Source organism: Sulfitobacter sp. GN1-4 (assembly GCF_055693825.1).
On sequence record NZ_JBVFUQ010000005.1, the window covers coordinates 90,136 to 102,985 of the forward strand.

Genomic DNA, 12,850 nt, shown 5'->3' on the forward strand with positions numbered 1-12,850 from the left:
TTTCTTCTTGTAAGCAATTTGGTCAACACAGACTTGTGAACGTCGACAGTACGCCAATAGGGGAAATTCTATTGATCATATATATGCCTACTAGTAGGTAGAATTTCATATTACAGGAGGACAAGCTATGAAAGTTTATGATGTCGAAGGATTCCCAAATCCGGCACGTGTAAGGATCGCCTTGGCGGAAAAGGATGCCACCGACCGGGTTCAATTTGTTCCGGTGGACGTAATGGGCGGAGAGCATCGCTCGGATGAATACCGAAGCAAGAACCCCGATGCCGTTGTCCCACTGTTGGAGTTGGCCGATGGTACTCACATTTCACAGTGCAATGCCATTATTGAGTACATTGACGGGCATTTTGATGGTGCCAAACTTACCGGGGAGACACCGAAGGAACGCGCAAAAGTGTCTATGATGAACCTGCGCGCAGAAAATGGTCTTCTGAATGCCGTTGGTGCCTTTTTCCATCACGCGACACCTGGCCTGGGTCCGGATCTCGAAACCTGGCAATGTGCGGACTGGGGCAACAAACAGAAGGAAGTTGCCGAGAACACAATGGCATACTTGGATCAAGTGTTGGCCGACAACGAGTATCTGGCGGGTGACAGTTTCTCTATGGCTGACATCACGGCATTTGCAGGGTTGGCATTTGCAGATTTCGCGAAAGTCGAAATTCCTGCGAGCCTCAGCAATCTCAAAGCTTGGCGCGCGAAGGTCGCTGCACGGCCATCTATCGCAGCCTAAGGCTTCTGCGTTCGCGACAGAAAGGAAACCAAAATGGAAATCAACTCGGACTTTTCAGAACGTGTCACCGTTCATTCAGAAGAGCTGGAATGGCAACCGTCGCCGATGAAAGGTGTTGATCGGCGCATGCTTGATCGCATTGGTGGGGAAGTCGCGCGCGCCACAACAATTGTACGCTATGCCCAGGGAGCAAGTTCTCCGCCCATACGCACACGGGTGGCGAAGAGTTCATCGTGCTTGATGGCGTTTTTCAGGACGAGCATGGTGACTTCCCAGTGGGCACCTACGTGCGCAATCCACCGACCACTTCACACACTCCGGGATCAGACGGAGGTTGCACGATCTTCGTGAAACTGTGGCAGTTTGACATGGATGATCGGAACCAGTTCCGCAAATCTATGGATGACGAGTTGAGTAAGCCGGTTGATGGCGTTGCTATGGCAACGCTACACCATGACGACCGTGAGACCGTGAGCTATTTTCAGTTGGATGCAGGTGCGACGCTGGCGTCAGATGCGTCCGGCGGGATGGAGCTGCTGATTATCAGCGGAACTGTGACAGTTGACGGAGAGGCGCTTTCCCGTAGCGCGTGGCTTCGTTTGCCTGAAGGCGCTGCTCTGGCGGCAACGGCAGGTGATGACGGTGCCAAAGTTTGGATGAAGTCGGGCCATCTGCCTTTTGCTCAGCCACCGGCGGCCTGAACGATGTCTGACACGAAGGAACTTGCAATCGTCGTTGGGGCAGGGGCTGGCTTGGGTCAGTCCCTGCTGGATCGCTTCGAGGCCGAAGGCATGCATGTCGTAGGCTTGGGACGCAGCACGCCGCACAAGACCGTCGGTGACTTTCATACAGTTGATCTAACAGATGAAATTGCCGCGTCTGCGATTTACGCGGATCTCGTATCGACCTATGGACCGCCTAAAGTTGTTGTGCACAACACTGCCGAATTGGTGATTGGGCCGTTTGTCGAAACTACGTTGGCGGATTATCAAAGGTGCTGGCGGTCGATGGTGCAAACCATGGCCATTCTGGGCCAATCCGTTTTGCAGCCGATGGTCCGCGGCGGCGGGGGTACGGTGATTGTATCAGGGGCGACGGCTTCGATCCGTGGCGGCGGCAAGTTTTCTGCATTTGCATCGGCAAAATTCGCTTTGCGTGGTCTGACCCAATCGCTGGCCCGTGAATACCAGAGTGCCGGGGTGCATATCACTCATGTTCTGCTGGATGGGATCATCGACACGGCGAATTCGCGTGCGATGCACAGTTTGGACTCAAGCAAGATGATGAAACCCCAGGATATTGCTGAGATCTATTGGCGGATCACACAACAGCCGCGATCCACGTGGACGCATGAAATGGACCTGCGTCCTTGCTCAGAAAGCTTTTAGATGACTAAGACCGATATTCTCATCATTGGCGGTGGGCTTGCAGGCCTAAGGCTCGCGCAGATGCTGACAAAACAGGGGCGCGACTTTTTGGTGGTTGAAGCGCGTGACCGTCTGGGGGGTCGCATTCTGGACGCAACACACGAGGGTTCCGTATTTGACATGGGCCCAGCCTGGTTCTGGCCCGGTCAACCGCGCATCGCAGCGCTGATCGGCGAACTCGGCCTTTCGCGTTTTGATCAGCATTTCGCGGGTGATCTCTTGTTTGAGGACGAACGTGGCCAGACCCAAAGGGGCAGGGGCTTTGCATCTATGCAAGGTTCATATCGCCTTAGGGGCGGCCTCGGCGGGTTGATCAAGATCGTGGCCAGCGACATCCCGTCCGAGCGGATCGTTTTGAACACGGCTGTTACGCACATGAACCGTTCAGAAGGTGGAATAACGGTTGAGACATCCCGTGGCCTGTCAATCACCGCCCGCCAAGCAGTTTTGGCGCTGCCGCCCCGTGTGGCAAGCACCCTGGCGTATTCTCCTGCACTGCCAGCGAAGGCAATTGCTGAAATGGCGGGCATTCCAACATGGATGGCAGGGCAAGCGAAGGCTGTGGCCGTATACCAGCGTCCGTTCTGGCGAGATGCGGGACTGTCTGGCGATGCGATGAGTCGATTTGGCCCTCTGGCTGAAATCCACGATGCAACGCCCGCGGAGGAAGGGTCGTTTGCACTGTTCGGCTTTATCGGTGTTCCAGCACTGCACCGCAAAGATACGGAGCGGCTGAATGCAGCCATAGAGCAACAGCTGGTGCGCTTGTTCGGCGAAGAAGCAGCCCGTCCAGCAGCGATTTACGTCAAGGACTGGGCTGCTGATCCGTTTACTGCGACCGAGGGCGACCTGAATCCGGTTCATGCGCATCCCAGTTATGGCCTACCGAATATTCTGGCCGGTCTTTGGGATGGGTGCCTTGTCTTTGGTGGAACAGAAATCGCACGTCAGTTTGGCGGTTATCTGGAAGGCGCTTTGGAAGCGGCTGAAACTGCTCTAATGAGACTGGACCACATTCCCGCGTGAGAAGAACAATGCCGACGAACACAAAACAGAAAATTCTTGACTGCGCTGAGCACGCTGCGCGCGCGCGCGGTTGGGACGGGTTCAGTTACGCCGATTTGGCCGATGAGGTTGGGATCTCGCAAAGCGTCTATTCACTACCATTTCCCGGCAAAGGCGAATTTGTCTGACGCGTTGATGGAGCGATACGCCCAGAACATGCAGAGTGCCTGTGATGCAATAAATGACGCTCATTCGACAGCGTCAGGGCGTTTGAAGGCATTGATCGATCATTATCGGCAAGCGCTGTGTGGAGGTGAAACAATATGCTTGTGTGTTGCCCTCTCAACAAGTCGCGAAAGCCTTCCAGACAGTGTGACTGCAAGGATCATCGCTTTCAGAGAGAAAACAATTGAGTGGCTCTCATCTGCTTTCCAATTTGGGATGGCTGACAATTCCATCTCAAATGTCGTTGAGCCAAGGCAAGAAGCAAGCGCAGCTCTGGCGTTGCTTGAGGGCGCGCACCTTGCGGCGCGCAGTGCCTTTGACACCAAAAAGTTCGATTTCGCGGTTGCAAACCTTGAGTATAGGTGTCGGTAAGAATATTGGCGGGGCATAAGTACCCAATTGCTTTTTCTTGGCGGGGCCTCCGCTGGATCTCCCCAACTCAGTTTCCCTGTTTAACCCTCAATCGCACACTGCAAGTCAAACAAGTTTTCCAATTTCCTTTGCTACTTCGTCAAGCAGCTGTTGAACCGCAATGGAGTTTGGGACCGTCGTGGTCCGGATAAGCGAAATCGGATACTTCACTTCCTCATCAAATTCTCTGATAACCAACCCCATCTGTTCAGCAAAACTTGCTGTTATGGGATCGATCACGGCGGCACCTTTGTTGTGCCTGATGCGCCAGACTGCTGGGAGTGATAAGTTGACAACTTGTGTCGCCGAATTCAGCTGTTCTGCAACCTCAGGCTCAGCGGCATAAGTGCTGTTGAAGAACTCTCCCAAAGAGACAAGGTTTGCTTCCTTTAGCCTACGCAAAGTCACAATCGGGTCATCTGCTAGCGGGTTGTCAGGATGCACAGCAACTACACAACGAGGCACCCAAGCACGCACTTGTTGAGCACCGTCGGGCAACTGAATATTATTGCACACGCCGATATCTGCGTGGCCTGCAGCAACCATTTCCACGACTCGGTTATGCGACCTAACGCTGCAGATTGACTTCAAACTAGGGTGCAGTGCTTCAATCACTTGCAGCGCATTTGGTAAAATATCAATTGACGCGGCCAATATCGTCGCGACCCGCAACTTGCTTCTGGACAGGGTCCTGATCTCTGCAACACGGCCCTGCAAATGATCTAACCCATCATAGAAACGAATGACCTCTTCATAGAACAATTGGCCTTCCTGCGTGATGCGAAGCCGTTGCGAACTTTTTTCAAAAAGCGTAATCCCGGTGTCAGCAGATAATGCCGATAGCATTCGACTTATGCTGGGTTGTGAGGTGTTAAGCTGCTCTGCAGCAGCAATGGTAGAACCGGTTCGGACCACCGCGGCGAAGGCATCAAGATGTCGAGGGTTCAACATGTAGGTATCATATCATTTTCGAATGAACTCCCACAACACAATATTATTCAAGCATTAAATGATGCGCTAACTTCGACCTAGCAAAAATACGGAGTCCTCATGCCGCGGGTTTTATTCATCACCGTAGATGAACAGCGTTTCGATGCACTGGGTTGCATGGGAGGTAAGGTGGCGAGAACGCCGAATTTGGACAGACTTGCTAAGCACGGCATTCTTTATGAGCGCGCATACGTGAATAACGTCACCTGTATGCCATCGCGAGCAACAATGGTAACGGGACAATACCCCTCGACACATGGCGTTTATACAAACGGTGTCCCTCTGCCCGAACACGCACCTTCCTTTGCAGAACACCTCTCGTCAAATGGTTTTCGGACCGCTTTGATAGGCAAGAGCCACCTGCAGCCCGTGATGGGTGAGCCTGAAAAATTCTGGGAGGTCGGCTCTGGTGGACGAAATGATACCGGTCCCTACCGTGGATCTCGAGCACGTCCTGATTTCGTCACACGGCAAAGGTGTTGCTCGCAATCATTATCAGGTCTGGATGGAACAAAACTGCCCGGGACAGTTTGAATACTACCTCAGCCAGCAAGCAGACGATGGCAAGCTGAACACCCAAGGTGGAGGTGATACGGGTGCCATTCAGGTGCATGACAATCAAATTTCCAAAGAGTTCTACCATTCTTATTGGCTTGCCGACCGTTCGAACGAGTGGCTGGATGACAGGCAAGATGATGAAGACTGGTTCCTTTGGTTGAGCTTTGGCGACCCTCATCACCCCTTCCAACCTCCAAGCTCAGAAAAAGCACGGGTATCCTGGCAGAACCTTGATCTGCCAGACGGTCACCCTGGGTCTCCCGAGGCCATTCGCAAAGTACTGGCTACCAAGCCAGAACACTGGTCGGATTATTATGAAGGCACACGCTATCCCAACAGCGAGATGCCGAACACCTTCGTGCCAAAATACATGACCAACGACCAGGTGCGTGAGATCAATGCAATGGTTCATGTCATGAACGAAATTGTCGACGAGTCCATTGGCAACGTGCTTAACAAATTAGCTGACCGTGGATGGCTCGAAGACACGCATATCATATTTACCAGCGACCACGGGTCTCTTCAGGGCGACTTTGGTCTACTATTCAAGGGACCGTTTCATGTGGACGCATTGATGCGTGTACCACTGATTTGGCGACCATCAGCAGATTTTGACTTTGACGCACACCTATATGGCAAACCGGTCAGTCTTGTTGATCTAGCGCCAACTTTCTGCCGTGCAGCAGGCATTGATGTTGCTCCTTGGATGCAAGGGAAAGCACTGCCCGTCGAACCAGGTGAAGATCGAGAATTCATTATCTGCGAGTGGGAGCAGGAGCACGACAACCAAACCATCGCAATGACATCCATCGTTACGCGGGACTTTATTTGTACGCGCTACGACGAGACCGACAAATACCCTGCTGGGACCGGTGAACTCTACAGCTATGCTGGCGATCCTTTCCAGATGAAAAATCTTTGGGATGAAAACACTTACAGTCTCGTTCGAGAAAAGCTGCTGCAAACACTAGACGAGAATCTGCCGCCGAAGCGCGCCAGCAGACTTAACCGCTCATATGGAGCTTGAACACAACAGTTATAAGGGAGAATTAAATGAAAAGAGCCCTCGGTATAGCCGCGGCTATGATCTTGAGCGCCGGTGCGGCCTCTGCTGGTTGTAGCTTTCAAAATACAACACCAGTTTCGTTCTTGGGGAATTCGTTTGCGGCCGTGAAGGCCGAAACCGAAGCCATGGCAGAGTGCGGCAATTTCAACGCCGAGTTAAGTGCCGAGTATCAAGAGAAGATAGGGGAGGCACTCAGATCTGACCCAGCACTCTATCAAATAGTTATGGTCACAAATGGTGCCATCGTTCCACTGTTAAACGATGGCACTCTTAGGCCGTTGAACAACCTGGTCGAAAAATATGGGACTTCACTGGCTTCCAACCAATTTGTTGAGTACGACGGAAAAATAATGGCAATTGCGACACGTGTGAATAATCAGCACATGATGTATCGCAAAGACATTTTTGAGGACCTTGGCCTGGACGCTCCGAAGACCTATGACGAAGTGCTGGCTGCTGCTGAAAAGATCAAAACGGCAGGTCTCGTGGAGTATCCACTCGGAGGAACATACAAGTCCGGTTGGAATCTGGCACAGGAATTCGTCAATATGTACCTGGGCTTTGGCGGGACTTTCGTTGACGAAGATAACATGCCCACCCTGGACAACGCGAATGGCATTTCGGCGTTGGAAATGATGATCAAGCTCACAGCTTATATGGATCCAGAGTACCTCGTGTCAGAATCCACATACGTTCAACAACAGTTCCAACAAGGTAAGATTGCGATGGCTGTTCTCTGGGGAACACGGGCCGCTGCGATGGATGACACAGAAGAAAGCGAAGTCGTAGGCCTTGTGTCTATGTCTGGTGCACCAGCAAGCCTAGAGGGCGGGCGCCCCGCGTCAACGATCTGGTGGGGTGGTTGGGCCATCTCGAAAAATACCAGCGATGAAGCGGCTGAAGCTGCTTTCCAGGTCGCTATGGAAGGCACGGATACCGAAATGGTAAGAGCCAACAATGATCTCGCAGTTTGGCTTGTGGATGGTTACGAGCCAGGCTTGGCAGCTCAAGGCGTTGTGGAGACTCTTGAGGGCGGGGCTGTACCCTATCCTGCAAGCCAGGCAATGGGGATCATGCATTCGGTGCTTGGAAATAGCCTCCCCGCTTTCCTCAATGGTCAGACTTCCGCTACAGAAACACTCGCCAGTATCGAGGCAGCTTATATGGTAGCAGCTAAGGAACAAGGACTGGTCAAATAATTCAGCCGAAATGCCCGTCTTGCAAACCTCTTCCGCGGGCATTGCACCTGAGCTCCAACTCCCTGGGCTCAGGTGCAAATTCATTTTTGGGATGCACGACTTGATGTCTGAGCTGACGAGCAGCGGTTTCTACGCCTGCAATAGACCTGATGGCAATTCGCCTACCGCTACTGTCAAACGTTGGGCCTGTATTGTACTGATGCCTGTCCAACTGAAGTGGTTCTCCGCTATGTTTAGGATGTAACCTAGACGGACCCGCGGGACACTTGTCGGTTCATTGTTGGCATGTTCAATGCGAATGAGGTTGAGGGCTTTCAGAGGTGAGGCCTGAGCGAGCACTTGGGGCGGCACTAACGCAGGACAGGTCAATTATTTCGTCAAGGTGTAGGCGCTGTATTCGTCAAGTTGGCGTTCGATCATTCGCTGAGACAATTCAGCCATGTTGGGGTCGAGCGTTGTCAACGCTGTCAGTGCCCAACAACATGCTTGCAACCAAAGGCGCATTCAGTGGGAAGTGGAGGGCTGGGCGTGATGACAACGCGCAACCTCACGTTAGAGAGCATTCGTCATCTATGCTCCAACACCAGCCTCATCAATTATCTGCTTCATCTTTTGCGCGGCTTGGCGAGCGCCAGTAGCGCCAAATGATACAGAGGAATTCACAAGGGTTATAACAGATTGCAGTCGGTCAGCATGGTCAAAAACGGGTACTGCAATGCCAACAAGGCCGGCAATAGTCACGGAGTTAATGATTTCAAAGCCGCGCTGACGCACATCTTCACACGCGGCGTATGTCTGCTCTATATCCTTCTCGTAGACTGAACCGTTCTCAAGTTTCGCAAGCTCTTGCGCGAGCAAATCACAGGTTTGCGCGCGCGGAAGGAAAGCCAGGAAAGCACGACCCGTTGCCGTCTGAACAACAGACGGATGGTAGCCAAGCCGAATTTCGAAAGGTAGGTCCAGATCGGCTTCGCTGCGCGATACGATGACCGGACCGCTTTCTGACCAAACAGTCACAAACAACTGCCCTTTCAGACCACCGCTGTCTCGCATCTGATCGACTAAGTCGCGCGCCTGTGCGCCGCCATCAAGTGATGCGATCGCGGAGAGTCCCATATCCAGGGCCAAATGCCCCAACAAATAGCGGCCTGACCGAGGATCCTGCTTTATGAGACCGACGCGTTTGAAACTGGTCAGGTAGGAATGCGCACGGCTGGCGGCCATCCCAGACCTTTCAGCAATGACTGTGAGCGTCAAAGGTTCTCGCGCTTCGAGAATGACCGCAATTACGCCGAAGCCGACTTCAACCGATTGTATACCTCTCGATTTTGGCGTTGTCTCAGGCATCTTATGTTCTCGGCAGTGGTGAGGGGCTCAGAAGAGCAATTGCGGTAGTAGTAGCGTGATCCCTGGAACGACTGCAAGCAAGGCGAGCCGGAGCATGTCTACGCACCAGAACGGGGCAACGCCTCGGAAGATCGTCCAGAGGTCCACATCTCTCACTGCGGAACGGATGACAAACACGTTGAGCCCGATTGGCGGCGTAATAAGACTGATCTCCGTCGCTACAACGACAATTATGCCAAACCAAATCAGATCAAAACCAAGGTCTGCAACCAGCGGAAAAAACACCGGTACAGTGAGGAGCAACATCGAAAGGCTCTCTAGCACACAACCGAGCAAGATGTAGATCACTAGGATTGCGACAATTACCAACGCCGGAGAGATTGAGAACTCCACCACAATTCCAATAAGTGCAGCTGGAACACCTAACAAGTTGACAAGATTTGCAAACAAAAGTGCCCCAATTACAATCGCAAAAAGCATTGCAGTTGTTCGAGCGCTGTCAAACAGTACCTGCAGGATGAGTGATGTATCAAAGCCGCGCCGGAGTACTGTAAACAGAAACGCACCCGCGGCCCCGATACCCGCAGCTTCGGTTGGGGTGAAAATCCCGACATATATCCCGCCGATGACCAACACAAAGAGGAATAAGACTCCACGCACCTGTCCCAATGCTGTCCAACGGTCGGACCACTCTGTGCGCTCGCCAGGCGGTCCCGCTGCCGGAGTGCGATGCACGACAAAGCGAACTGCTGCGAGGTAGAAAAGAATACCAATGATGCCAGGGATCAAACCAGCAGCAAAGAGCTTGCCAATGCTGGTCTCTGTCATCACGCCGTAGAGGACCAGAATGACAGAGGGGGGATCAGGATGCCCAGCGTGCCGCCAGCAGCGATTGAGGCTGAGGCTAGACCGTCGTGGTATTTGTAGGCTCGCATTGAAGGCATTGCCACCTTTGACATAGTGGCCGCTGTTGCGAGGGAACTGCCGCAGATGGCTGAAAACCCGCCACAGGCAACAATCGTCGACATGGCCAACCCGCCGCGACGATGGCCCAAGAACGCGTAGGCCGCGTCATAGAGTTTTTTGGACAGCCCTGCTGAATTTACGAGGTTTCCCATCAATACAAAAAGTGGAATGACCGAAAATTCGTATGTGAATGCAGTGCCGTAGACAGTTTGTTCGATCAAGGCCAAGGCAGCAGGCCAGTTGATGATCCAGGCAAAGCCCAAGATTCCAACAATTGACGTTGCGATGGCGATCGGTACTCGGATCGAGATCAGACCGAACAGCGCTGCAAAGGCGAAGATCGTTTCAAGGGTCACGGATCAAGCCCTTTGTCTGCCGCGACCTCTACTACGCTCTGAGGAGACAGCATGGTGACAAGTGTCATAAAACAGGCAAGTGCGCTGGCTATTGCCATGTAATAGATTACGGGGGCCGTCGGGATTTGCAGGTAGCCGGTAATCTCTCCGTCTTCGGCAAACCGAGCTGCCATCACAAACAACCTCCAGGCCAGAATGGCCATGCAAGCTGAGGTCAACAGGGCGGCAAGTTGGATCAGCCTGTCACGCAGTGTCTCAGGCACAGCGCGGTCCAGAATATCGATGGCGACATTTTCAGCGCGTAAGCAAACGGCGGGCAGGGCGGTGAATATCAGGACCGCCATGATCATCTGGGTGATTTCAAAGGCTCCTCTGATGGGGGCGTTGAAGACATTCCGGCCCAATACATCGGCAAATGTCAGCGCGACCAGGGCAGCGCAGAGTAGGCCACAGGCCAGCATGACGGTCCGGTCGAGCATCTGCACGAGGTTTGTCATCATCGTTTTCGGGCTTTCCTGGGGATTGGGCGGCGGAGACTCTGGGTGTTCCGCCGCCCACGTGTCTGAAAGAAACCGATCAGTTTGAGAGCAGGGCCGTAACCTCGGCGCGGTACGCCGCCAGTACAGCCGCCGCATCAATGCCTGCCGCATTGGCCGCTGTCAGCCATTCTGCTTCAACATCGCCGATCTTGGCCTGAATGGCCGCGTTCAGTTCGGTGTCAGCAACGGTGAGCGTGTTGCCCTCGGTTTCGGCGTGGGTGTAACCATCTTCGTCGCCCGCAGCCCAGGCTTCGCCGGCGAGTTTGGCCAATGCCATGCCAGAAGCTTGATCGATGGCCGCTTTGTCGGCGTCCGACAGCCCGTCATACTTGGCCTGGTTCATCACCATGAAAAAGCTGCCGAAGTAAAAGCCGCCCGGAAGGGATAAGGAGTGGGGCACCACCTCGGAAAGCTTCAGGCTCTTCTTGACTTCCATGGGCATCATGACCCCGTCGACCACGCCTTGTGCCGCAAATTCGTAAACCTTTGTGGCAGGTGCCGCCACCGCAACAATGCCCAGATCCTCTGCCACCGCACCGCTTACGCCGCCGCCCACACGCACCTTCAACCCATCCAATTGAGCCGCCGAGGTGATGGGTTCACGTGTGTGCAATACGCCCGGTCCATGGCTGAACACGGACAAAAGCTTCACACCATCATGTTCGCCTGCTGCATGCAGGTATTCCTCGTGGATTTTTTGATACGCGACAGAGGCTTCATAAGCGCTCGCCTCCGCACCGGGCAGTTCGACCAGACGGGTCAGAACAAATTTGCCAGGCGTGTAACCATGGAAGCTCCACGACACATCCGAGATGCCGGATTTCGCGCGATCAAAGAATGTCTTTGGATGCACGTTGGGCGGATAGGAAATGTTAACCTTGATCCGCCCTTCCGACAGTTCTTCCACCGTTTCGGCCCAAGTCGGCAAAACAACAGCATTTTGCGGATGTTTGGGCGACAGGAAACTCTCAACCCGGATCACCGTTTCCGCTGCCGCCGCTCCTGCAAGAACGCCGAATGCGGCAATCGCCGCTGTCGTATTTTTCGCAAACTTCATCACATCAATCCTCCCAATGGTTGTGATTTCCCCTTTGAGGGGTTTGGATTTTACCGCGTGTGCCACTTCGCATTGAGCGGCTTCGCACCATTCAACTCGCCGTAGCCGCCACCGCTGATGCCTTTGGGATTTTTCCCAAAATAGCGGTCATCGAGTTCCTTGGATGCGGGTTGATACCGGACGTCACAGGACATGCGGGATCGGTTTGTTGATGTGTCGCTGTCCATACTGCCGTGCAGCAACAACTGCTCGAAAATAATGACGTCCCCGGCACGAAAATCTGCTGTCAGGATCCTTGTATTACGCTCCTGTCCAAGCTTCAGCGGGTCAAGGTCCATTTCCACTGACCGATCTGGTTCTGAGTAGACATCGACGTCGCGAATTTGAGAGGTTAGGTCATCAAAATGCATGCTGCCTTCGACCACGCTTAATGTGCCCTTCCCAAACCCAAGGTCACCGAATGGAATCCAAGCTGTCAGCAAACGGACCCCTTTAAAGCGGTTGAAGAAGGGGTGGTCGTAATGGAACCGTGTACCTTGCCCACCGCTTGCGATACGCAAGATTACGTAGTCCGTACCGATGGCAGGTTCACCGTGAATGTCGCTCATAATGGTCTGCAGCTCAGGCCCGTGTGTAACATCTCGCACAGCCTGAATCTCGCTAACGCCTTTCCACCATTGACCGACATCGCCAACGCTATCGCGGCGGCTTTCGCCCGTTGGCACGCCGTCGAAAATCGGCGTTTCAATCTCGCCAACCTCATAGAGCTTCTGCATCACGACCCCGCGCGCGGAAAAGACTTTCTCGCGGTTAATCGCGCCTCTGAGAAAGACATAGCCGTTGCGCACGATGCTCTCTTGCATCGTCTTCGCATTGATTTGGTCTCCGCTCAATTCCTCAAGAGCACCAACAGCGTCAAGGGGCACTTCGAAGCCACGATAGTGAACAGTCAATTT

12 protein-coding genes and 2 pseudogenes are annotated in these 12,850 nt (G+C 53.4%); 8 read left to right on the forward strand and 6 right to left on the reverse strand.

Going from position 1 to position 12,850, the window contains the following annotated elements; translation table 11 throughout:
* Positions 1-127: 127 nt before the first annotated feature.
* From ACZ1HM_RS21790 to ACZ1HM_RS21810, 5 genes and pseudogenes are all read left to right on the forward strand, one after another.
* On the forward strand, positions 128-748 hold the full coding sequence (locus ACZ1HM_RS21790; protein WP_472744816.1) for a glutathione S-transferase family protein: 621 nt from the start codon (positions 128-130) through the stop codon (positions 746-748).
* Positions 749-781: 33 nt separating this feature from the next.
* Positions 782-1,449, forward strand: a pseudogene (locus ACZ1HM_RS21795) (cupin domain-containing protein).
* Between the two features lie 3 nt (positions 1,450-1,452).
* Entirely contained in the window at positions 1,453-2,136 is a 684-nt protein-coding gene (locus tag ACZ1HM_RS21800) for an SDR family NAD(P)-dependent oxidoreductase (protein WP_472744817.1), read from the forward strand.
* Positions 2,137-3,201 carry a flavin monoamine oxidase family protein gene (locus ACZ1HM_RS21805; RefSeq protein ID WP_472744818.1) on the forward strand — a complete coding sequence of 355 codons (1,065 nt, stop codon included), beginning with the start codon at positions 2,137-2,139 and terminating at the stop codon, positions 3,199-3,201.
* Between the two features lie 36 nt (positions 3,202-3,237).
* Positions 3,238-3,777: a TetR/AcrR family transcriptional regulator gene (locus ACZ1HM_RS21810; protein ID WP_472744819.1), complete on the forward strand. Its 540-nt coding sequence runs from the start codon at positions 3,238-3,240 to the stop codon at positions 3,775-3,777.
* Positions 3,778-3,882: 105 nt separating this feature from the next.
* On the opposite strand, the gene ACZ1HM_RS21815 is transcribed toward ACZ1HM_RS21810, so the two are convergent.
* Entirely contained in the window at positions 3,883-4,767 is an 885-nt protein-coding gene (locus tag ACZ1HM_RS21815; protein ID WP_472744820.1) for a LysR family transcriptional regulator, read from the reverse strand.
* A gap of 99 nt (positions 4,768-4,866) precedes the next feature.
* Between ACZ1HM_RS21815 and ACZ1HM_RS21820 the strand changes: the two genes are divergently transcribed.
* Genes ACZ1HM_RS21820 through ACZ1HM_RS21830 form a run of 3 tightly spaced genes read left to right on the forward strand, consistent with a single transcriptional unit; the run spans position 4,867 to position 7,629 of the window.
* On the forward strand, positions 4,867-5,340 hold the full coding sequence (locus tag ACZ1HM_RS21820) for a sulfatase-like hydrolase/transferase (protein ID WP_472744821.1): 474 nt from the start codon (positions 4,867-4,869) through the stop codon (positions 5,338-5,340).
* Positions 5,225-6,391: a sulfatase family protein gene (locus tag ACZ1HM_RS21825; protein WP_472744859.1), complete on the forward strand. Its 1,167-nt coding sequence runs from the start codon at positions 5,225-5,227 to the stop codon at positions 6,389-6,391. The genes ACZ1HM_RS21820 and ACZ1HM_RS21825 overlap by 116 nt, the downstream gene beginning before the upstream one ends.
* A 26-nt stretch (positions 6,392-6,417) precedes the next feature.
* Positions 6,418-7,629, forward strand: coding sequence for an ABC transporter substrate-binding protein (locus tag ACZ1HM_RS21830; protein ID WP_472744822.1), 1,212 nt, complete (start codon positions 6,418-6,420; stop codon positions 7,627-7,629).
* A gap of 570 nt (positions 7,630-8,199) precedes the next feature.
* On the opposite strand, the gene ACZ1HM_RS21835 is transcribed toward ACZ1HM_RS21830, so the two are convergent.
* The 5 genes and pseudogenes from ACZ1HM_RS21835 to ACZ1HM_RS21855 form a co-directional block, all read right to left on the reverse strand.
* Positions 8,200-8,976: an IclR family transcriptional regulator gene (locus ACZ1HM_RS21835; RefSeq protein WP_472744823.1), complete on the reverse strand. Its 777-nt coding sequence runs from the start codon at positions 8,974-8,976 to the stop codon at positions 8,200-8,202.
* 27 nt (positions 8,977-9,003) lie between these two features.
* Positions 9,004-10,298, reverse strand: a pseudogene (locus ACZ1HM_RS21840) (TRAP transporter large permease).
* On the reverse strand, positions 10,295-10,798 hold the full coding sequence (locus ACZ1HM_RS21845) for a TRAP transporter small permease (protein WP_472744824.1): 504 nt from the start codon (positions 10,796-10,798) through the stop codon (positions 10,295-10,297). Before ACZ1HM_RS21845 ends, ACZ1HM_RS21840 begins: the two are co-directional and overlap by 4 nt.
* Positions 10,799-10,874: 76 nt before the next feature.
* Entirely contained in the window at positions 10,875-11,894 is a 1,020-nt protein-coding gene (locus tag ACZ1HM_RS21850; protein ID WP_472744825.1) for a TRAP transporter substrate-binding protein, read from the reverse strand.
* Positions 11,895-11,944: 50 nt separating this feature from the next.
* Entirely contained in the window at positions 11,945-12,847 is a 903-nt protein-coding gene (locus ACZ1HM_RS21855; protein WP_472744826.1) for a phytanoyl-CoA dioxygenase family protein, read from the reverse strand.
* Between the last annotated feature and the right edge of the window lie 3 nt (positions 12,848-12,850).